General features: G+C 40.4%; 25 protein-coding genes. 1 reads left to right on the plus strand and 24 read right to left on the minus strand.

Annotation, left to right across the window (positions count from 1 at the left end):
- Positions 1–96: 96 nt before the first annotated feature.
- From IE222_RS22070 to metG, 14 genes are all read right to left on the minus strand, one after another.
- Positions 97–1053: a ribose-phosphate diphosphokinase gene (locus tag IE222_RS22070; protein ID WP_191276538.1), complete on the minus strand. Its 957-nt coding sequence runs from the start codon at positions 1051–1053 to the stop codon at positions 97–99.
- Between the two features lie 21 nt (positions 1054–1074).
- Entirely contained in the window at positions 1075–2448 is a 1374-nt protein-coding gene (gene glmU, locus IE222_RS22075) for a bifunctional UDP-N-acetylglucosamine diphosphorylase/glucosamine-1-phosphate N-acetyltransferase GlmU (protein WP_191276539.1), read from the minus strand.
- A gap of 217 nt (positions 2449–2665) precedes the next feature.
- The gene (gene spoVG, locus IE222_RS22080) at positions 2666–2956 is read right to left on the minus strand and encodes a septation regulator SpoVG (RefSeq protein WP_003347151.1); all 291 of its coding nucleotides are present in this window, start codon (positions 2954–2956) and stop codon (positions 2666–2668) included.
- A 191-nt stretch (positions 2957–3147) separates the two neighbouring features.
- The gene (locus IE222_RS22085; RefSeq protein WP_191276540.1) at positions 3148–3522 is read right to left on the minus strand and encodes a RidA family protein; all 375 of its coding nucleotides are present in this window, start codon (positions 3520–3522) and stop codon (positions 3148–3150) included.
- Positions 3523–3538: 16 nt separating this feature from the next.
- A complete protein-coding gene (gene purR, locus IE222_RS22090) occupies positions 3539–4357 on the minus strand; it encodes a pur operon repressor (protein ID WP_191276541.1) in 819 nt (272 codons plus the stop codon).
- A gap of 234 nt (positions 4358–4591) precedes the next feature.
- Positions 4592–5461 (minus strand): 4-(cytidine 5'-diphospho)-2-C-methyl-D-erythritol kinase, encoded by an 870-nt coding sequence (gene ispE, locus IE222_RS22095; RefSeq protein WP_191276542.1) that lies wholly within the window; start codon positions 5459–5461, stop codon positions 4592–4594.
- Positions 5462–5756: 295 nt separating this feature from the next.
- Positions 5757–5939, minus strand: coding sequence for a small, acid-soluble spore protein, alpha/beta type (locus IE222_RS22100; protein WP_191276543.1), 183 nt, complete (start codon positions 5937–5939; stop codon positions 5757–5759).
- Between the two features lie 156 nt (positions 5940–6095).
- Positions 6096–6359 (minus strand): biofilm formation stimulator Veg, encoded by a 264-nt coding sequence (gene veg, locus IE222_RS22105; protein WP_066389953.1) that lies wholly within the window; start codon positions 6357–6359, stop codon positions 6096–6098.
- Between the two features lie 233 nt (positions 6360–6592).
- Entirely contained in the window at positions 6593–7477 is an 885-nt protein-coding gene (gene yabG / locus IE222_RS22110) for a sporulation peptidase YabG (protein ID WP_191276544.1), read from the minus strand.
- 117 nt (positions 7478–7594) lie between these two features.
- Positions 7595–8473, minus strand: coding sequence for a 16S rRNA (adenine(1518)-N(6)/adenine(1519)-N(6))-dimethyltransferase RsmA (gene rsmA, locus IE222_RS22115; RefSeq protein ID WP_191276545.1), 879 nt, complete (start codon positions 8471–8473; stop codon positions 7595–7597).
- The gene (gene rnmV, locus IE222_RS22120; protein WP_191276546.1) at positions 8466–9029 is read right to left on the minus strand and encodes a ribonuclease M5; all 564 of its coding nucleotides are present in this window, start codon (positions 9027–9029) and stop codon (positions 8466–8468) included. The genes rsmA and rnmV overlap by 8 nt, the downstream gene beginning before the upstream one ends.
- 322 nt (positions 9030–9351) lie before the next feature.
- Positions 9352–10530, minus strand: coding sequence for a G5 and 3D domain-containing protein (locus IE222_RS22125; protein WP_191276547.1), 1179 nt, complete (start codon positions 10528–10530; stop codon positions 9352–9354).
- A 239-nt stretch (positions 10531–10769) separates the two neighbouring features.
- Positions 10770–11537, minus strand: a complete 768-nt coding sequence (locus IE222_RS22130) for a TatD family hydrolase (protein ID WP_191276548.1) — start codon at positions 11535–11537, stop codon at positions 10770–10772.
- Between the two features lie 220 nt (positions 11538–11757).
- Positions 11758–13722 (minus strand): methionine--tRNA ligase, encoded by a 1965-nt coding sequence (gene metG, locus IE222_RS22135; protein ID WP_191276549.1) that lies wholly within the window; start codon positions 13720–13722, stop codon positions 11758–11760.
- A gap of 475 nt (positions 13723–14197) precedes the next feature.
- Between metG and abrB the strand changes: the two genes are divergently transcribed.
- Positions 14198–14482, plus strand: coding sequence for a transition state genes transcriptional regulator AbrB (gene abrB, locus IE222_RS22140; protein WP_191276550.1), 285 nt, complete (start codon positions 14198–14200; stop codon positions 14480–14482).
- Between the two features lie 90 nt (positions 14483–14572).
- Here the strand turns inward: abrB and rsmI are convergent, their stop codons facing one another.
- The 10 genes from rsmI to IE222_RS22190 all read right to left on the minus strand — a co-directional run bounded on the left by rsmI (position 14573) and on the right by IE222_RS22190 (position 21591).
- The gene (gene rsmI, locus IE222_RS22145) at positions 14573–15448 is read right to left on the minus strand and encodes a 16S rRNA (cytidine(1402)-2'-O)-methyltransferase (protein WP_191276551.1); all 876 of its coding nucleotides are present in this window, start codon (positions 15446–15448) and stop codon (positions 14573–14575) included.
- Positions 15426–15713, minus strand: coding sequence for a GIY-YIG nuclease family protein (locus IE222_RS22150; RefSeq protein WP_191276552.1), 288 nt, complete (start codon positions 15711–15713; stop codon positions 15426–15428). Before IE222_RS22150 ends, rsmI begins: the two co-directional genes overlap by 23 nt.
- Positions 15700–16443: a tRNA1(Val) (adenine(37)-N6)-methyltransferase gene (locus IE222_RS22155; RefSeq protein ID WP_191276553.1), complete on the minus strand. Its 744-nt coding sequence runs from the start codon at positions 16441–16443 to the stop codon at positions 15700–15702. Before IE222_RS22155 ends, IE222_RS22150 begins: the two co-directional genes overlap by 14 nt.
- Positions 16444–16510: 67 nt before the next feature.
- Positions 16511–16906 carry a DNA replication initiation control protein YabA gene (gene yabA / locus IE222_RS22160; protein ID WP_191276564.1) on the minus strand — a complete coding sequence of 132 codons (396 nt, stop codon included), beginning with the start codon at positions 16904–16906 and terminating at the stop codon, positions 16511–16513.
- 13 nt (positions 16907–16919) lie between these two features.
- The gene (locus IE222_RS22165; RefSeq protein ID WP_191276554.1) at positions 16920–17747 is read right to left on the minus strand and encodes a PSP1 domain-containing protein; all 828 of its coding nucleotides are present in this window, start codon (positions 17745–17747) and stop codon (positions 16920–16922) included.
- Positions 17740–18747 carry a DNA polymerase III subunit delta' gene (gene holB / locus IE222_RS22170; RefSeq protein ID WP_191276555.1) on the minus strand — a complete coding sequence of 336 codons (1008 nt, stop codon included), beginning with the start codon at positions 18745–18747 and terminating at the stop codon, positions 17740–17742. Before holB ends, IE222_RS22165 begins: the two co-directional genes overlap by 8 nt.
- Positions 18748–18766: 19 nt before the next feature.
- Positions 18767–19096, minus strand: a complete 330-nt coding sequence (gene darA, locus IE222_RS22175; protein WP_191276556.1) for a cyclic di-AMP receptor DarA — start codon at positions 19094–19096, stop codon at positions 18767–18769.
- Between the two features lie 99 nt (positions 19097–19195).
- Positions 19196–19819, minus strand: coding sequence for a dTMP kinase (tmk, locus tag IE222_RS22180; protein WP_191276557.1), 624 nt, complete (start codon positions 19817–19819; stop codon positions 19196–19198).
- A gap of 31 nt (positions 19820–19850) precedes the next feature.
- Positions 19851–21287: an aminotransferase class I/II-fold pyridoxal phosphate-dependent enzyme gene (locus IE222_RS22185; protein WP_191276558.1), complete on the minus strand. Its 1437-nt coding sequence runs from the start codon at positions 21285–21287 to the stop codon at positions 19851–19853.
- 85 nt (positions 21288–21372) lie between these two features.
- A complete protein-coding gene (locus IE222_RS22190) occupies positions 21373–21591 on the minus strand; it encodes a sigma factor G inhibitor Gin (RefSeq protein WP_191276565.1) in 219 nt (72 codons plus the stop codon).
- Positions 21592–21774: the final 183 nt, after the last annotated feature.

Here is a 21774-nt window from a genome sequence, read left to right on the forward strand (position 1 = left end):
ATGCCCTAAAACAGGAAGGTCTAAACATATTTTTAAAACGGAAAACTATAGTCCCAGTTATCGAAATACTTTACGAGCAGTGAACTGGAATGGAACTTAGTCAAACAAGGTGCTTACAGACTGCTCTTCATGAATCCGAATAATAGCCTCCGCGATTAACGGTGCCACTGATAAACTTTTAATTTTTTCAATCTTTTTCTCTTCCGCAAGCGCAATGGAATTCGTTACAACTAATTCCTTAATTTTTGAATTTTGAATCCGTTCAATTGCCGGGCCAGACAATACTGGATGGGTACAGCTGGCATACACTTCTTTCGCCCCATTTTCTACGAGTGCATTGGCTGCAAGCGTAATAGTACCGGCAGTATCAATAATATCATCAATCAAAATGGCAATTTTCCCTTCGATATTACCGACAATATTCATTACTTCTGCTACATTCGGTCTTGGACGGCGTTTGTCAATAATAGCGATTGGCGCTTTTAGGCGCTCCGCCATTTTCCTTGCCCGTGTTACACCGCCATGGTCAGGAGAAACTACTACAATGTCACCGTTTAATTGACGGTTTTTAAAATAATCAGATAAAATCGGCACACCCATTAAGTGATCAATTGGAATGTCGAAGAAACCTTGGATTTGTGGCGCGTGTAAATCAAGTGTCAGAACTCGTGTTGCACCCGCAGTCTCAAGCAGGTTCGCTACTAATTTCGCAGTAATTGGCTCACGGGCACGTGCTTTCCGGTCCTGACGGGCATATCCGTAATACGGCATAACAATATTAATCGTTTTCGCTGATGCTCGTTTTAATGCATCAATCATGATTAATAATTCCATTAGGTTTTCATTGACCGGCTGGCTGGTGGATTGAATGACGTATACATTGCAGCCGCGGACACTTTCCTCGATGTTAATTTGAATTTCTCCGTCACTGAATCTGTGTACAGAACATCTTCCTAGTTCAACACCGATTTCTTTTGCAATTTCCTGCGCCAACGGCTGATTGGAGTTTAAACTAAATAGCTTTATTTTTGGATCTAAATATTGATTTGACATGGTGGCCCTCCGTTAATAGTCTTATTTCTTTAGATTTAACTTGTTTACGTAATTTTCCTTATTCACTTGATGTGCACGGGCGATCGACAATGCCTTTCCAGGTACGTCCTTTGTAATGGTTGAACCGGCTGCCACATATGCCCCTTTGCCGATTGTAACAGGAGCTACTAAATTTGAATTACAGCCAATAAAGACATCGTCTTCAATTTTGGTTAAGAATTTATTCTTTCCATCATAGTTTACGGTAATAGAACCGCAGCCAATATTTACACCGCTTCCGACTTCAGCGTCCCCAATATAACTTAAGTGGGAGGCTTTGCTTCCAGTTCCAAAAACAGCCTTTTTAATTTCAACAAAGTTGCCCACTTTTACATCATTTTGAAGCTCTGATTCAGGGCGAATATGGGCAAAAGGTCCAATATTAACCTGGTCACCAATTAAGCTTTTAAATGCAGCCGATTGCCGGATTACTGTGCCATCGCCAACTTTGCAAGACTCTATTTCAGAATGAGGGCCAATCTGGCAATCTCCACCTATTATTGTGCTGCCTTTTATTATCGTTCCTGGATAAATCACTGTATCCTGGCCAATTGTCACTTCAGCTTCAATATAAGTGTTTTCTGGGTCGATGATGGTTACACCGTTACGCATATGACCTTCGTTAATACGAGCACGCATAATCCGCTCTGCCTCTGCCAAAGCAACTCGGTCATTTACCCCTAAGGTTTCATCAAAATCATCTGTCTGGAAGGCGGAAACGATTTCCCCTTGTTTTTTCAAAATTTCAATGACATCTGGTAAATAGTATTCCCCTTGCACATTATCATTTGAAACATTTTTTAACGCTTCAAATAAGGCAATATTGTCAAAGCAGTACGTTCCGGTATTGATTTCGTTAATTTCCCGCTCGCTATCCGAAGCATCTTTATGCTCGACAATTTTTTCAACATGACCGTTCTCGTTTCGAACAATACGCCCGTAACCAGTTGGATCTGCAATTCTTGCCGTAAGAATGGTTGCTTTCGCGCCTGTCTCTTCATGCTGCTTAAAGAGCGCTTCCATTGTTTTTGCTTTGATTAATGGCGTGTCGCCGCAGACAACAATAGTCACTCCTTCTTTCCCTGCTAAATCTCCCTCAGCCTGCATAACAGCATGGGCTGTACCAAGCTGCTTCTCCTGCAATGCGTATTGAGACGTGTCACCTAATTGTGCTTTTACCTTTTCAGCACCATGGCCAATAATGGTGACCATTTCTTCTATATTAAGCTCTTTCACTTGGTCCACTACATGCTGAACCATCGGTTTGCCGCATACTGGGTGTAAAACTTTATAAAGCTTTGATTTCATCCGCGTTCCTTGTCCGGCGGCTAAAATCACAGCATAACGATTAGACATGGACAGTCCTCCATTTTATCCTTTTTATCCATTATAAAATATTATCGTAAACGGAGACTCATTTCAAGGAATGAACGACAGTAGGACAAATTTGCCATTTTTTATCGTTGAAGAATAATAGCGGGGGGTATTTCGAGGTGTATCATTTACATAGGTTTCATTTTTTGCACAATAAAAAGAGCCTTCAGAGAAGAAAGGCCCTAGTTGTTTTCGATCCTCAGGAAGCTCCGGCTTCTTCAAATTCTACTTCTAATTCACCTAAGCGGTGGTACTCAGCCAATACAGCTTCTTGGATTTTTCCGCGTGTTCCTGAATTAATAGGATGCGCGATATCGCGGAATTCCCCATCAGGAGTACGTTTGCTTGGCATTGCGACAAATAAACCGTTGTTGCCATCAATTACACGAATGTCGTGGACAACGAATTCATTATCTAAAGTGATTGAAGCAATTGCCCGCATACGACCATCCGTATTTACGCGGCGTAATCTTACGTCAGTTACTTCCATGTGCTCACACCCTTTTCCTAATGATAACAAGCTAGTTTAATAATTCAACAATACCCGCCTGCATTCCTTCTTTATTTTTAAATTTTTTTGAAAAATAAAGCCGAAATAGTGAACATTTGTAAAAACTGGCTTATATTTAACAAAACGCAGGAATAAACATAGAAAAAGGATGATTTTTTATTCTTTTATTTTTATTTGATTAATGCAATGACTTCGATTTCAACTAACACATCTTTTGGTAACCGGGCAACTTCGACACAGGAGCGTGCTGGTTTATGAGCTGAGAAGTATTCACTATATACTTCATTAAGGTCTGCAAATTCATCCATATTTTTAATAAACACGGTTGCCTTTACCACTGTTTCTAGTGATGCACCTGCAGCCTCAAGTAGACCCTTTAAATTTTGAAATACTTGGTGTGTCTGTTCTTTAATTCCGCCCCCGATAAGCGTGCCTTCTGCTGTCAGAGGAATTTGACCTGAGCTGTAAAACATATTTCCTGCGATAATTCCTTGTGAATATGGACCAATGGCAGCTGGTGCTTGATTTGTTTGTACATACTTCATTGTGATTTCCCCCACTCTACTTTGTAAAATAATTTCCTTCATGAACATTAATCTTTTTTTCTTTTACATCAACATCTGATAATTTGACAAGCGATAAATAATCGTCAACAAGACGCTCTTCTGTCTTTTCTGCTTCGACTAAGACAGCAATCCCGGCTAAATGAGCATTAAATTCCTCAAGCATGCTGATCATCCCAATGACAGTACCGCCGGCCTTCATAAAGTCATCAACAATTAATACATTAGAGTCGTGCTTAATGCTTCTCTTTGAGAGTACCATCGTCTGGATTCTCTTAGCTGAACCAGAAACATAATTAATGCTTACTGTCGGTCCCTCTGTTACCTTACTGTCCCTTCTTACCATGACAACCGGAACATTTAACTGGCTGGCAACGGCATAAGCGAGCGGTATTCCTTTTGTTGCAATCGTCAATACGACATCAATCTTTGTATCAGCATAGGCTGATGCAATAATTCGGCCAGCATTTTGCACAACCTGGGGGTTCCCTAAAATATCTGTCATATACAAATACCCGCCAGGTAACAGCCGCTCAGGGTCCGCAATTAACTCACAAAGTTCTTTTACAAAAGGTTTTGCTTCTTCCATGCTGACTTTCACAAAAAACTTTACCCCGCCAGCAGCACCAGGAACGGTTTGCAGCGTGCCGATTCCTCTTTGCTCAAATGTTTCCTTCACAATGGCCAAATCCTCACTGATAGAGGACTTTGCAGATGAATAACGCTCGGCAAAAAAGGTAAGCGGCACTAACTGGCGCGGATGATCCAGTAAATAATTTGTCATATCAATCAAACGTTCACTGCGGCGAAATTTCATAACAATCCTCCAAAACCGGTATGGCGCTCTACGCCACTTTTACTATGGAAATTTATTCAGCGCTCTACGCCTTGCCAATAAGGCGGTGCGGGCAGGGCTAGGATTAACTTTAATCAAGTCTGCAAAAAATAATCTTCGCTCAACTTGGCTAAACTAATTCTATTATGCGGCGCTCCGCCCCTTTTCCATTCAAAACCGTATATTCTAATTAAAGAATACTATTAATGTGCGCTTTTAATCAAGTGTGTGTCTTTCCCCAAGCATTCTTACTGCAAAAACCTGGTCACAAAATCCTCTTAAACCGTTATAAATTCGATGCATCCTCGAGTCATGCTGAACAAGTCCAAAAACTGTCGGACCGCTGCCGCTCATAAGAACGGCATCTGCACCAAAACGTTTCATCTGTTCCTTTATCTGTGCCACTTCAGGGTGAAGGTTTAATGTGACGTCTTCTAATACATTACCAACATTGTTACAAACCTTTTGATAATCGTGATGCTGAATCGCTTCAATCATGGCGCCAATATCCGGATGCTCGGTCCCGCTGATATTCAGCTTTCTATAGACTTCAGCTGTAGAAACGCCAATGAACGGCTTTGCGAGGATGACCCAGCACGTAGGAGGTGCAGGCAGTTCCGTAATAATTTCTCCTCTTCCTTTGGCTAAAGCTGTACCGCCATACACACAAAATGATACATCAGAACCAATTTCACTTCCAAGCTCCGCCAGCTCCTCTAAAGTTAAGCCAAGATCCCACAGCTTATTTAAACCTCTCAACGTGGCAGCAGCATCACTGCTTCCTCCTGCAAGCCCAGCAGCAACCGGAATCGTTTTTTCAATGGTAATGACGACACCCTTTTTTACTTGAAAACGATCCTTTAACAACTGTGCAGCTTGAAAGGCTAAATTACGCTGATCGTCTGGAACGTATCGATTGTGGGAAAGAATATGTATTTTATCCTGATTTAATAAAGAAAGCTCCACTCGATCTGCTAAATCAATCGTGGTCATAATCATCTCAACCTCATGATATCCATCAGGCCGTTTATGTAAAACATCCAATGCTAAATTTATTTTAGCCGGTGCTTTGACTAAAAGCTTCACGCTCGTCCACCTACTTTTTTTCCGCTTCATTTTTTGTCCTATTTTACCACAAAATGTACAATGTAAGACGTAGATTATTGATTCCTGTTAAATTTAATATTTTATCATTAGTTTTCCAATGAAAAAAGTCATTCTCCCTGGTGTTAATATGTTGATTCCCGCTTTATCATCATATTTACAAATATCAATTACTTTAACACATTTAAAAAACATAAAGACCGGAGAAAATTCCCCGGCCTAGCTGTGGTAAATTGTTTGTTTATTGAATAGCTTATAACGCCTTCAAGGACTAAGATTATTGAGGGCCCCGACCTGCAATTTGCTGTTCTGCAAGTTCTATCGCTCGTTTCACCATATTCCCTGCATCTCTGGCGCGAATACCGCCCCATCCCTCTCTTTGAACAACTTCGTAAAAGCCAAGATCCTTCGCCAGCTCTTCCTTAAACTGATCGGACATAATGCCTCTTCTTCTGCCCACTTAAACAACCCCTTCCTTACCACAGTATCTTTAGTATGGGGATTATACATAACTTTCATTATAGCCAAAAATAGCTATATAGCGCTTCAGCCTTTCTTCCTTAAGAATAAGCAAAAAGCAGTAAACATATGTTTACTGCTGCCCATTGCTTATATTCTAACTTAACGCTGCATGTCCTGCTGCATCTTCATAGAAGGTAATTTGGACTGTTTCCGTCAGCACATCAGCATAGCTGTAGGAAACTCGTTCAAAAGCATTTTCCTCCTGATCTAATTCAATTACAAAAACAGAAGGGTAAGTTTCGGCAAGTACACCTGAACGTTCAATTGTTTTCCGACGTCCTCCATTTGCCTTTAGCAACAATCTCTTCCCTAAATTTGAATCCAGGGCCTTTTTGATATCCGCTAAGGTTTTAGTCATTCGGTCCACCTCACTAATGTAAAGTATAACACACTGACACAATCCTGTCAAACAAAAATATAAATTATATCAGTCCAACAAAAAGTTTGTCAATATATTTTATTCTACTTTTATTTCTAAATTTCAACATTTCTTATCATTGCCTTAATTGTCGGAAATATGTAACCTGAAAAAAATAAAAAAGCGGGGAGCAGAGTAATGGAAATGGAATTTATATTCTGCCCCCCCTTTTTTTATTCTTCATCATCTTGAACTGGGTTATAAGGCATTCCGGTTCTTAGAACGCCTCTTGTTTCAATTCCGCCTAATCCTTTCTCACCTGTAAGAGTATTCCTTAGGACGTCCCAAACATTAATCCGCTCCATAAATGGAGTAAAGCTTATTTTTGCTACGATATAAACTAGGTCCAGGGCATGTATGTTTATTCTTGAGGGTGAACTGGCAAAGTTAGCCCCTGCGTGTATGAGCGATTCAAAGTGGGATTGGCAGGCACCTGCAAAAATAACTAATTGATCTAAATGAGGTACTTTTTTGCGGGCCTCTTTGACCGTTTGCACAAAATGTTTTGAATGGCGATACGCATTAATATCTGTTATCTTCCCCTTTGCTTTAGAATAGGCATCATGACCTGTAATGACAATAATGTCAGGCCGGTAATAGTCTATCAATCCGCCGATTTTAGCTGGCATTTCTTTTTCATTACAATGAATTCCTAAAACAGGCACACCGACTTTTTCATAAAGGGTCATACATTTTTTTAAATAAGATGGGTCCCCGTCAAGATGAAGCACCTTTCCGGGTATTTGAAAATAGCTGCTCGATTTTACATAACCGCCTGTCGCTTCATATTCCTGCCTCTCCCTCAGCAGGTCAACATCCTGTGTAAACAGCCTTAAGGACTGTTCTTCGAGTGTCCTATACTCCTTTGAAAGCTTTTGCCTTTCACTAGGATTAATCAACATTAAATCATTGTATGGAGCATCTGCACACAGGCGAAAGTCTTCCCCATATAAAAATGCAACCTTCTGGCCGTTTATTGTTTGTATATCAATCACGCGAAACAAGAGGTCACAATTGTATGAACGTCTGCCGACAATATCGTTTATTTTTATATCCACTGCCTTCACTCCAAATTAGACCAGCAAATAAGGCCTTGAATAAGGTTTCTTTCCATAGGCTATGCAGCGGTGAATGTCCACGTGAAAAAATCAACAAAAAAAGACCTTTAAAAAGGTCTAGTGAAAATACGGATATAGTTGGTTGCTTAACCGGGCAAATTCAGCTATTGAAAGAGTCTCACCTCTTCTGGATGGTTCAATTTCGCTCGCTTTTAATGCCTCGAGGATCTCTTCCTTTTTTTGTTTGCCATCAGGGAGCTGGCTTGTTAAATTATTCAGCAGGGTTTTTCTTCGCTGAGCAAAGCTTGCCCGTGTTACTTGAAAGAAGAATTGTTCATCCTTAACATTGACGGCTGGACTTTCTCTTCTTGTCAGCCTGATCACAGCGGAATCGACATTCGGCTGTGGGACAAAAACAGTTTTAGGAACAATCATGACCGTCTCAGCCTCTGTATAGTACTGTACAGCAATCGAAAGCGAGCCATAGTCCTTCGTCCCAGGCTGGGCGGAAATTCGGTCCGCCACCTCTTTTTGCAGCATACAGACGATTCCTCTAATTGGCAAAGCCTCTTCAAGCAGTTTCATAATAATTGGTGTTGTCACATAATAGGGTAAATTTGCAACAACCATAATATCCTCAAATTCCGGGAACTCTTCTCCAATTACCTGCTTAACATCGGCCTTTAACACATCGTTATGTATAACTTTCACATTATCATACGGTCCTAATGTATCCGCCAAAATGGGCAGAAGCCTTTGGTCAATCTCGAACGCAACCACCTTTTTGCTAATGCGTGCCAGCTGTTCTGTAAGCGCCCCAATTCCAGGCCCGATCTCAATAGCACCAGACTGATCGGTAAGTTCGGCAAAGCTAACGATTTTTTTTAATATATTTGTATCAATTAAAAAGTTTTGTCCAAGACTTTTCTTAAAAGAAAAACCGTATTTTTCTAAGATTGCCCGTGTTCTCACCGGGGTGGCAATATCTTTATCCATTCCTTGCTTCCTCCTGACGAACAGCCGCCAATGCATCGACAAACTCTTGTTTGCTCACTTGAAACATCATTAATCGCTTATGAAGCTGTTTTCCGTTTGTATATCCTATTTTTAACAATTTACCTAAATGAATGCGCCGCTCTTTCGCTCCTGGTCCGCCAACTAACCCTGCTGTAATTAGATCCTCCGGGGTAATCTCTTCCGCAATGTCTTCCCTCATCAGCTGGGCATCCTTTAAGGCTTCTATGATTGCCTCAGGACTGGCGTGTTCTACTCCAACGCCCCGTCCGCTTTTGGCAACGGCTGCTTCTTTAGGTAAAAAAGCATGTTTACAGCCCGGTACCTCGGCAGCAATTGTTTTTCTGATTTTTTCACCAGGATAATCCGGGTCAGTAAAAATAATCACTCCTCTTGTTTCTTGTGCGCGTTTAACCTTTTCGATTGTCATTTGATTTACGGCTGAACCGTTTGTTTCAATTGTATCAGCATCAACAGCCCTTCTAATCGCTGTTGTATCATCCTTGCCTTCCACAACAATTATTTCTTGAATACGCATTATTCCTCCAAAAAATTTAAAAATTGAAAAAAAACTGAAACATTTTTGTAATGTCCATCGTCTATATTACTGAAACGATTCATACAATAAAGTATAATTAAGTTTACACTGAAAGCGCAAGTGCACTGGCCGCCAGGGTACTTGCGCTAGACAACAAAAAAGCAAAATGCAGAGGACTATGAGCCCTCTGCACACTAAAAAGCTGAAGCGCCTTGTCTAGCCCCGATAAGCACAAGTGGAAACGGCCGAAAGGTTTTTTCGCCTTTGGACGGCTTGGCTTGTGACCTCGAGGAGCTAGGCGCTGAAGCTAGATTAAATAAACCTACTTTAAAATTTTTATTTTTACTTTTTTCCGTCCCCAGCGATATGCATCAGATTTAGATGACATAAATAAATCAATTTTATACCCTTTAATTGCCCCGCCTGTATCGCCTGCAACAGCATAACCATACCCTTCAACATACACCTTTGTTCCAAGCGGAATGACACTAGGATCCACGGCAATCACTTTAGCATTTGGATTAGCACGCAGATTGAATCCCGTCGCAGTACGCCCGGAACAGCCGTTACAATACGCCGTATAGGCTGTTGCCGTAACATAATATTCTGCCCCTGTTTCCGTACCACGGGAAACCTGCACCTCTGTTTCCTTCGTGCCAACAGCTACTACCCGATCTTTTGTATCAGCAATGGTCTGTTGATTGATTAACTTTCGGGAAACTTCTTTGCCGTTTTCTAAAACTACTTCGTATTGTTTTGAAACAAGCCCTTGCTTACCTTGAGAGATGATTTTTTCTTTCCCTTTTGGCAAGCGGTCATCCTTTTTTGTAATAACAGCAAAGTCAATAGGCTCTTCCACTACATCGGTGACTTTTTCGACGCGAATGACGTTAACGGAACCGTTTTCCTTGATTGTTTCGGTTAGAGTCGGTTCAACTCGGTCTAGTTCAGAAAGTTCAATCCCCTGTTGTGTTAAAAAGTCAGCGACCGTAGTCGAAGTAGACCACACGCTTTTCTTTTCTCCGCCGTCAACTAGGTTTAGACGAAAGGCAGTATGTATGCCGATTGTCATCTTACTATCGATGGCTGTCTGCGGTCTAGGTGTGATTTTGTCATGTTCATTCAATACAATCTTCTGCTCATTTAGGAGTTCAGCCACAGACCCGGCTGTAGTCCAAATCGTTTTACCCTCGTTGTCCTTGACAATGGTTACCTGCTTCGCTTGCTTCCAAACGACTTTAAGGTTTTCTGTCACCTTATTATGAGCCTTTGGGTGCAAGTAGTCTTTTGAGTGAGCGGCTACATCCAGTTCATCCAGTAATTCTTCAACTGTCCCTGCATGTGTTTTTACAACCTTTTCATCACCATTCAAAGTGATGGCAACTGTTTTCTTGGATCCTTCAAAAAAGAAAACACCAAGTGCTGTCAACAATACTATGAAACTAGTAAACAGAATGGCCGCATTCTTCCCGCTCAAAGACTTGGAAAACAGGCTTTTCATGTTACTGAATACGATGAAAAACGCCTCCTTTTCCCTGGAGAAAATATTTAAGAATCAGACGGTCGACTGTTAACCCTTGCATGCCCTGTGAACGTATTTCTAATTATGCACAATATTGGAAATATTGCAAAGGCAAACTTATCGACATGGTTATCCTATGTGGAAAAGAAGGCGTGTAGAACTTTTTGTTTTTAGAAAATATTAGGACAAGCTTCTTACCCTTTCGACAAAATCCTTTATCATTTTATGGCGAATAATTTTTTTGCATTACGTGCCGTTGCTTCAGCAATTTCTTCGACAGGCACTCCCTTTATTTCAGCAATTTGCTCAGCAACCAGTTTGACATACCCTGGTTCATTGCGCTTTCCTCGGAACGGGTGTGGAGCTAAATACGGACAATCCGTCTCAATGAGCAGCTTATCCAATGGAACTTCGGCAGCCACTTCCTTTGGCTTTTTGGCATTTTTAAAGGTAACTGGACCTCCAAGTGAAATGTAAAAATTCATTTTGATACATTCCTTAGCAATTTCAGGACTGCCGCTAAAGCAATGCATGATTCCCCCAACTTCCTCTGCCCCCTCCTCTTTTAAAATTTCAACTATATCCGCTGTTGCCTCGCGGTTATGGATCACAATCGGCAGCTTCACTTTTTTAGCCAAGCGGATTTGCTGTCTAAAGACCTCTTTTTGAATATCCTTTGGCGATTTATCCCAATGATAATCCAGCCCCATTTCCCCTAGGGCTACCACCTTTGGATGGGCAGATAATTCTTCAATCCACAATAAGTCCGCCTCAGTCATATCAATGGCATCAACAGGATGCCAGCCTATACAGGCATAAATAAACTCATAGCGCTCGGCAAGTTCCATAGCCTTTTCAATTGTCGGACGGTCAAAGCCGACAACAACCATGTTAGATACTCCCTCATTTTGCGCCCTTTCAATTACTTCTTGTAAATCATCCTTATACTGCTCGTCATTTAAATGGGCATGTGTGTCAAATAGCATAAAAAAATCCCCTTTTTTATCGATTGTGTTAAACTGCATAAGGTTATTTCCGTTTCACTTACCTTGATAAATCAATAGTCACTTTTAAACGTACCCTTTAATAAAATGTCTAATCATGAATGAAAAAACAGAAATAACAAGAAATTTGTTCCACGTGAAACATTTTTATGTAGAAAAGCTGCAGCACCTGTATGGAGCACTGCAGCTTATTATTGCTATATTACTTCACTTTTGCTCCATTAGGCAGGGATTGATCTACTGTTGCCAGTGACAGCTGGCCATCTTTAGATCCAGCCAAAATCATTCCTTGAGATAACTCGCCGCGAAGCTTAACCGGTTTTAAGTTGGTAATGCAGATAACCTTCCGCCCAACTAACTCTTCCGGTTTATAATATTGGGCAATTCCTGATACAACCTGGCGCTTCTCGAAGCCGAGATCAAGCTGCAGCTTTAATAGCTTATCAGCCTTTTTAACAGGCTCTGCTTCGATTACCTCAGCTACTCGTAAATCAATTTTCATAAAATCATCAATAGAGATTTCATTAAGCTCTTCCGGCTTTTCTTCCTTTTTTTCCTCTGCAGCTTGAGCTTCTGTTGTACCGCCTTGCATTTTTGTTTTAATAAAATCAACCTCTTCAGCAATTTCTAATCTTGGAAATAACGGAGCATCCTTTGCCACCTTTGTGCCGCTCGGGATCAATCCGAAAGTTTCAAGGCTTTCCCAAGTTTGAAGAGACTCATCTTGAATTCCCAGCTGCTTGAAGATTCCGCCAGGTGTCTTTGTCAAGAATGGTTTCAGAAGGACAGCGGTTCTACGTAATGATTCTGCTAAATAAACCATTACACTTGCCAGCTCGCCGTTCTTAGCCTCATCCTTCGCCAGCGTCCATGGCTGCGTTTCATCAATATATTTATTTGTTCTGCTGACTAATTGCCATATGGAAGTCAGCGCCACGGAGAATTCCATTTTTTCCATTGCTTCTTCATATTTTGCAACCGTTTCATGATTAACCTTCAGCAATGACTCATCAAATTCACCGACTGAGCCTGCATAATCAGGAATCTCCCCGGCAAAATATTTCTCAATCATCGCAACCGTACGATTTAACAAATTTCCAAGGTCGTTGGCTAAATCAAAGTTAATTCTTTCGACAAATCCTTCTGGCGTAAATACTCCATCCGCCCCAAACGGAACTTCCCTTAGTAAATAATAGCGAAGGGCATCAAGGCCGTAACGGTCTATTAATGTCACAGGGTCCACAACATTTCCCTTTGATTTCGACATTTTCCCATCCTTCATCAAAAGCCAGCCGTGGGCAAAAACTTTCTTTGGAAGCGGAAGGTCCAGCGCCATTAACATAATCGGCCAATAAATCGTGTGGAATCGGACAATTTCCTTTCCAACCAAATGAACATCAGCGGGCCAGTATCTTAAATATTTAGAATCGTTTTCCGTTCCATACCCAAGGGCCGTAATATAATTGGACAGAGCGTCAATCCACACATAGATAACATGCTTTGGATCCCCCGGCACCTTCACTCCCCAATCAAACGTCGTTCTTGAAACAGCTAGATCCTCTAGCCCCGGTTTGATAAAGTTATTAATCATTTCATTCTTGCGGGACTCCGGCTGAATGAATTCTGGATTTTCCTCATAGTATGCCAAGAGCCTGTCAACATACTTACTCATTTTGAAAAAGTATGACTCTTCTCTTACTTTTTCTACCGGGCGGCCGCAGTCAGGACAATTGCCGTCAACAAGCTGGCGGTCAGTAAAGAAGGATTCACAAGGTGTACAATACCAGCCCTCATATTGATCAAGGTAAATATCCCCCTGCTCTAAGAGCCTCGCAAAAATCTTTTCGACAACCTGCTTGTGCCGGTCCTCTGTTGTCCGAATAAAATCATCGTAGGAAATATCAAGCTTTTGCCAAAGTTCTTTAATGCCGCTGACAATCCCATCTACATATTCTTGCGGAGTGATTCCCTCCTCTTCAGCCTTCCGCTGAATTTTTTGTCCGTGCTCATCTGTACCTGTTAGATACATAACATCATAGCCCCGCATCCGCTTATAACGGGCCATGGCATCCCCGGCAACAGTCGTGTACGCGTGTCCAATATGTAAATTTCCGCTCGGATAATAAATCGGTGTGGTTAAATAAAAGGTTTTTAACTTTTCCTCCATCATTAAATGCCTCCTCGAATTTTAAGCCCCATCTAACAAGTATTGCCTGATTTTTCTCTTTCTTATCATCAAAATATACCGAAAAATAGACATTTGTGCAAGAAACCGCAGGGATTCCCAACACCAAAATTTATAAGATTTTTCCTATAACACCCATAAAAATTTTACCATATTCGAAGAGTATAGTTGAGCATAATGCTGTTTTTGTTGAATTTTGTCGAATTATTACCGCGAATTTTATATTCAAAATGTTTTGTCAAATTAATATAAATATCTTTGAAATGAATTATCATTCATAGAATCATTGATAAATCAACAATTAGTACTGGAAAAATTTTTCCCTATTTTTTCAAAATAAAATTATTGACGGATATGGGAAACGCTGGTATTATGAATTCATAAGAAATTTGTCGAATAATGACGAATTAATAAAGATAAAAAAATATAGTTTAGTAGCGAGAGGAGATTACTAAAAATGAAATCTACAGGTATTGTTCGTAAAGTTGATGAGTTAGGTCGTGTGGTTATTCCAATCGAATTAAGACGTACACTTGGTATTGCAGAAAAGGATGCTCTTGAAATCTACGTTGATGACGATCGTATTATCTTGAAAAAATACAAGCCAAATATGACTTGTGCTATCACTGGTGAAGTTTCTGATGATAACTTCACACTTGCTGGCGGTAAATTAATTTTAAGCCGTGAAGGTGCAGAACAGCTAATCAAAGAAATTCAAAACAATTTTGAAGTAGCAAAATAAGTTTTTATATAAATGGCTCCAGACCAAATAGGATCTGGAGCTTTTTGTTTTACTATTTTCTAGCTTCTTTGCTAGGCGCCCTGCGCTTTGCTACTCGTCGATATGGTATGCCTGGTAAACTTCCCGTTTGGGTAATCCACGGTCTTTTGCTGTTTGTTTAACCGCCTCCTTGGAGGTAAGCTGTTTCACTGAAATATAATGATTAACATGTTCCTCCATTGTCAGATCTGTCCACCACTCCTCTTGACCAGCCTCTTGATCGTTGGAACCTTGGACAATCAGACAAAATTCCCCGCGGATTTCATCCTCATTAGCCCACTGAATCACATCCTGAAGACTGCCTCTAATAAACTCTTCAAACTTTTTCGTCAGCTCCCGGCACAAGGCTATTTCTCGGCTGCCAAAAACCTGCTCCATAAGTGTCAAGGTCTCCTTCAGCCTATGAGGTGATTCATAAAAAATAAGTGTTGCCTGTTGGTGCTTTAAAGCCTCTAATTGTTCCAGTTTCTCTCGCTTATTACGATGAAGAAAGCCATAAAAATAAAAAGGCTGGCACGATAGTCCTGATGCAATTAATGACGTAAGTGCTGCATTGGCACCTGGAAGGGGGACAACAGCCACTTTTTCACTAATCGCTCCGCTAACAAGCTCATAACCGGGGTCAGATATAGCCGGCATTCCAGCATCACTAACCAAGGCTATTTTTACCCCTTCCTTTAACTTTTGAATAAGCTTTTCTCCGCTCGATTCCTTATTATGCTCATGATAACTGACAATTTGAGTGTCAATTTCAAAGTAATGCAGCAGCTTTTTCGTATTCCTGGTGTCTTCTGCAGCGATCAAATCTGCCTCTTTTAAAATTCTTACCGCCCTGTAGCTCATATCCTCCAAATTTCCGATGGGAGTAGGAACAAGATAAAGGATTCCTTTTTGCTCTTCATTTTCAAAGCTCTTCTGCTGCCACATTGTCATCCCCCGTCTCTCTGATGATTAATTCTAACTTTTGCTTGCGTGTTAATTGTTTAAACTGATATTCCGCTCTCATTGCTTCACTTTTGTTTTCGTAGCATTTAGAAAAGGTTAGTGTGACAGGTCCCCTGCCTCGTGTATATTTTGCCCCTTTTCCCTCGTTATGGAGTTTAATCCTTCGTTCAAGATTATTGGTATAACCGCCATATAAAGTTCCATCGACACAAGTTAGGACATAAAAATAATGCTCATGACTCTCCATATAAAATCTCTCTTATTTCTTTCGTGTATTCATTATTTTCATTATAAACAATCAGCGGCTGTTCAATTTTTAAATCAGGGCTGCCATCTTTGATCGCTTCAACCAGGAGTGTATTGGCATCCTTTTCTGCCTTTGGATAGACAAACTGCATCCGCTTCGGCTCAAGCCTGTACTTCCTCATTAAAGTTATGATATCCATTAACCTTCCTGGACGATGGACAAATGCCACCTTTCCTCCCTGTCTTACTAAATCACTTGCTGCCTTAATGGCGTCCTCCAATGTACAAAGGATTTCATGACGGGCAATAGCAAGATGCTCGTTTGGATTAATTTCACTCTTCGGCGGTGTAGTAAAATAGGGGGGATTGCAGGTTACTACATCATATTTCCCGTACCCTAACTGTTTCGGCATATCCTTTATATCTCCAAGAACCATGTGCAAACGGTTTCCCAGACCGTTGTATTCTATGCTCCTAACCGCCATGTCGTAAAGTCGAGGCTGTATTTCTACCCCCGTAATGGTCCCCTTGGTCCTGGCACTTAAAAATAGGGGAATCACTCCGTTACCGCTGCAAAGATCGAGTAAATTTCCTTTTTGAATAGGGACATAGACAAATCTAGCTAATAAGACTGCATCCAAAGAAAAGGCAAAAACAGACGGGCTTTGTATGATGCGTAAGTTTTCTGCTAACAAATAGTCTAAGCGCTCATCTTCCTTTAATTCGACCACTACAATTCTCCTTTTTTATTTTTATGTATACAAAAATAGAGGCTGCTTCATTTCAGCCTCTTTCAAGTTATTTCTTATTGAGAAAGGAAAGACAAAATAGGCAATCTCCGTCCTTACGCAGGCTTCCGAAATGGAGGTTGCAAATATGAAATCCCTCATGGTAGAGACGGGCGAGATTATCATATCCTTCACCAACATCATATGGCTTGGCGTTAGCTGCACTAGCCCCATCTTCACTTTGTGCTGCGGCCCTTTCACCATTCTTTATCGTTTCTGCCGGTTCCCTTTCATCTTCCGTGATCACATCTAAACGGCGTCTTAAATGTTCATTTTCAAGTTTTAAATAATGATTCTCTTCTAGAATTTCAGCTAAGTGCTGCTTTAATTCCCCCAGCTGCTGATATAAATGGCCAATTTGTGTTTCCATATTACTTACCGATTCGAATATTTCCTTCTTATCCACGTCTTCCACCTCATTAATCTGTGGATTGTATAGAAAAGGCACCTTCTTTAATAATTTCATCCAATGTATACTCAAGAACCCGCTCTTGTTCTGTTAGTTCAACCTGAAGCACCCGCTCTAATATATTTAATCCTACTACTTTCCCTCGTCCGTTTGGTGTTTCAATGATTTCGCCTAGATCCGGCAATGCTTCTTTTGCCGATTCATATTCATCATTTTCATATTTTAAACAGCACATGAGTCTGCCGCACAAACCGGAGATTTTGGTAGGATTTAACGATAAATTTTGATCCTTCGCCATTTTAATCGATACTGGATCAAAGTCACCTAAAAAGGTGGAGCAGCATAACATTCTTCCACACGGTCCAATTCCGCCAAGCATTTTAGCCTCATCGCGAACACCAATTTGTCTAAGTTCAATTCTTGTCCTAAAAATAGCGGCTAAATCTTTTACAAGCTCGCGGAAATCTACTCTCCCATCAGCAGTAAAATAAAAAATAATTTTATTTCGATCAAATGTATATTCAACATCAACCAGCTTCATATCCAGCTGATGTTCTTGAACTTTCTCATTACATAATTGATAAGCTTCTTCGGCAGCCTGCCTATTCTCATCAACAATCATTCGATCCTTTTGATCCGCAATTCTGACTACCTTTTTTAAAGGAAGAACAACATCGTGCTCCTCTACTTGTTTACGAGGGATGACTGCTTTGCCATATTCAACCCCGCGGACGGTTTCAACGATGACAAAGTCATCCTTTTGAATTGGGAGGTCTCCAGGATCAAAATAATAGATTTTCCCTGCCTTTTTAAAGCGAACTCCTACAACATCATACAAAGGTAGATCCCTCCTGAATTTTTAACACAAGCTGTTCCATCATCAGCTGAGGATTCATATTCGCATCAAGCTTCCTTTTCGCTTCGAGGATAACCGACATTGTGTCTGTTAGACGCCGCCCTGATGTATTTAAAGCAAATTGTTTTAAACGCTCACTTTCTGCTTTAAAAACAATCTGCTCCTCTTTATCTAATTGTATATATAGTAAATCCTTAAAAATAAGAAGTAAAAGATCTAGACCACGGTGAATCTGTTCTTTCTCTTTAAAGTGTTGAAACCATTCGCCTTGAAGCGTGACCATCGCCTCAAGGGGATTCTTTTTCAAGACCTCATATAATTTTACCACTATTTTTTGAGCTTGTGCAAACCATTCATCGACATTTAATTCTAGGGCTTCGTCTATGTTATTCGTTAACTGAGCTAAAATGTGTGCTTTTTGTGGTTCAACGCCATTTTCCATTAATTGTTTTGCCATAATATTTGGTAAAAGCGGCTGGAATGTTAGAATTTGACACCTTGAAAGAATTGTTGGCAGTATTCGCTGGGGCTGCTCGGTTAGTAAAAACGCGACGGTTTCGGCACTTGGTTCCTCAAGAAATTTCAACAAACTATTAGATGCGCTATTACTCATTTTATCTGCATGTACAATCAGGTAGACTTTTCTTAACGATTCTACACCTTTTTTAGAAAACTCAGCCTGCAGATTTCTAATTTGATCTACTTTAATTGATTGGCCCTCCGGTTCCACCAAGTGGACGTCCGGATGATTCCCGCTGGTAATACGGCGGCAATTATGGCAGGCCTCGCAAGGTTTATAGCCCTCGATTAACGAATCACAAAAAAGGGATTTCGTTAGCAGCAGTCCTACATCTTTTTTTCCTGTTCCCCTTAGTCCTTCGAAAAGATAGGCATGGGCGACGCGATGTTTCTTTAGACTGTTTTGTAACATTCTTAAAACAGTTGGCTGCAGCTGCTCTAATTGCTCCCATGTTTTTCCCATGCTCATCACTCACTTAATGTTAGAAATGTAAAAACTGTTCGATTGGGAGCACAAATACTGTAGCCCCGCCTACTTCTACTTCGACTGGATACGGCACATAGGAATCTGCATTCCCTCCCATTGGGGATACAGGAGAAACAAGCTGATCTCTTGCACGACAATTATCTTTAATTATTTGAAGGGCACGGTCTACTCGTATATCTTCAGTTCCAATCATAAACGTCGTGTTTCCAGATTTTAAAAATCCGCCTGTTGAGGCGAGCTTTGTTGCCCGAAAATTATTTTCCACCAAAGCCTTAGATAAACGATTGCTATCCTGATCTTGAATAACAGCGATAATTAATTTCATCGTAACACCCTCTCCTTTATTATTCCGATTCTAGTTTATTATCTATATTATAACAGTTTCATCTTTTGCTTTCGATGAAAAAAAGCCTTTTAACAAAGGCTATTTTTCTGACAACTTTTTTTCAACAATTTCAATTGTTTCCTCGAGAACTTTTTCTATCGTTCTAGAAGCATCTATTTTTACCATTCTGTTTGGAAAACGGTCAAGCAAGATATGATATCCTTCCCTTACCTTTTGGTGAAACTCAAGATCCTCTAAATCTAGGCGGTTGATTTCCCGCCCTTTATTATTATTTATACGCTGAAGTCCTATTTGCGGTTCAATATCATAGTAAATAGTTAAGTCTGGCATCATTTGTTCAATGGCGAATTTATTAATCGTCCAAACCTCCTCAATCCCTAAACCGCGTGCATGACCTTGATAGGCAAGAGAGCTGTCAACAAAGCGGTCGCATAAGACAATTTTCCCTTCCTTAAGCGCGGGACTCACTCGCTCTATTAGGTGCTGCCTTCTTGCTGCCGCATAAAGCAGAGCCTCTGTCCGTGGATCCATCGCAGTATTATCCCTGTCTAAAATCACACGGCGAATCTGTTCAGCAATATCAATACCCCCTGGTTCCCTCGTTAACAGTGTATTTTCAATCCTTTGAGCAGCCATGTTGATAATTGTAGACTTCCCTGCACCCTCAGGCCCCTCAAATGTAATAAACATACCACTTTTCATATATAAATAAACCTCCAAACCTGTTACGTTCTTAAGCTGTGAAAACTTTAATCCTGCCCTCTTTTAGTAAGGCGCCACCTTGGAATCTTGCCCCTGTTTCTAATAAACGCTGCAGCTCAGAGAACTTTATCTTCGTGATTTCCTCTCCCTGCAATAGTAATGGAACTCCTGGCGGGTAAGGAATAATCTGTTCAGCGCATATTCTGCCAATAGACTGTTCAAGGCAAACTTCTTCCATATCGAGCTTCGACAGCTTCTTATAATCAACCGCAAGCTGTGTAATTTTCTCCCCTTTATTTTCATACTCCTCTTTACTGTCCATTAGGGGAAGACCAGCGGTAATATCTTTCATCATTTTGGCCGCCTTCTCCAATGGATACTCTTGTCCATCTTTTAAAAGCGGAAAAATCAGCAGTACATTATTGGGGTCTGCCAGTTCTGTGAAAATGGAATGGGATTCAAATTCCCTCTGCAATTCAAACCCGTTTAATTCACAGGTAGATTGGATTATAATTTTTAAAGGGTCCCCCTCTTGCCCGTCAGGAAAATCTAACACCTTAATTGCTGGGTTATCCCCTAGAACCCCCTTAAAGGCTTCGATTCTTCTAAGTAGGTAGTCTATATCCTGCTGACCATAGGATGCTATGTAATGCCTAGCGATATCCAATGACGCCATAATTGGATAGGATGGGCTGCTAGACTGGAAGATCCCAAGATATTTCTTAAGCCTGTCGTTTGAAACAAGCTGACTATTATAATGTAAAAACGACCCCATCGTCATCGCTGGTAATGTCTTATGTGCAGATTGCACGACAATATCAGCTCCCAAACTCACAGCTGAATCCGGAAACGGACCGCCAATGATCAAATGAGCCCCATGCGCTTCATCCACTAAAACAGGGATTTTGTGAAAATGCGCCTCTTTAATAATTCCTCTTAAGTCATAGACCATTCCATAATAATTAGGATAGGTTAGGATGACTGCCTTTGCCTGCGGATACAAATCAATTGCCTTTTTAACGGTATCCAGACTAACTCCAGCCGCTACTTTCCGTTCCAAATCAAATTCAGGCTCTAAAAAAATCGGCTGGGCCTTTGCAAGTTGTAAGGCATTTAAAATTGATTTATGGCAATTTCTTTGTACAAGAACAAAATCTTCCTCTGAACAAGCTGCCATTATCATCGCCAAATTTCCTACTGTTGATCCATTTACTAGAAAATAACTTTTTTTCACCTGAAATAATTCAGCTAAAAGGTTTTCAGCTTCTAATATAGCTCCCTCTGGTGCATGCAAATCATCTAGACCCGACAGTTCTGTTGCATCAAGCTGGAGAATGGATTGGAAGAAACTCCTTGATTCAGAAAAAATCCTGCCATATTTATGTCCTGGAACATGGAAAGAAATTGGTTTTCTGTTTACATGTTCCGTTAAAGCAGTTACTAAAGGTAATTTAAATTGCTCATTCATGTTCATTACTTCCTTTAAAGAGTCCTATCTATTTTATCAAGAGTTTTCAAATAACAAAAAAATAAAGCCCTGTTAAAGGGCTTTGTTATGAAAAAATTTCTGGAGTTGTCACCTTTTTTAGACGCTTAAGAAAATATTTATATTTGGGGTCGCTCGTATCTGTTTGTATTAACTCATGTTCACAGTCCGAACAAATAAAAGAAGTGTATAGATGTATTCCTTTTGCTTTTTGATGATCACAAATAACGCATATTTCTTCAAAGTGATGATGTGCTAGGTTTGAACTCAAGTCCTCCACCTCCATACACCCATTGTTTCCGTTTACTACAATTTGTATACAATTTTTTGAATCTTCACTTCCCTGTAATCTCACTGATTATTTTATGTCACATTTCCCATTTAGGTGTATGTCTATACGTGATTTATTTTACAAATTCAAAAAGACAATCATTTCTGATTGTCTTTTCAATGCCCGGCAGCGTCCTAC

It is taken from the genome of Neobacillus kokaensis, assembly GCF_014656545.1.
GTDB lineage: Bacteria > Bacillota > Bacilli > Bacillales > Cytobacillaceae > Neobacillus > Neobacillus kokaensis.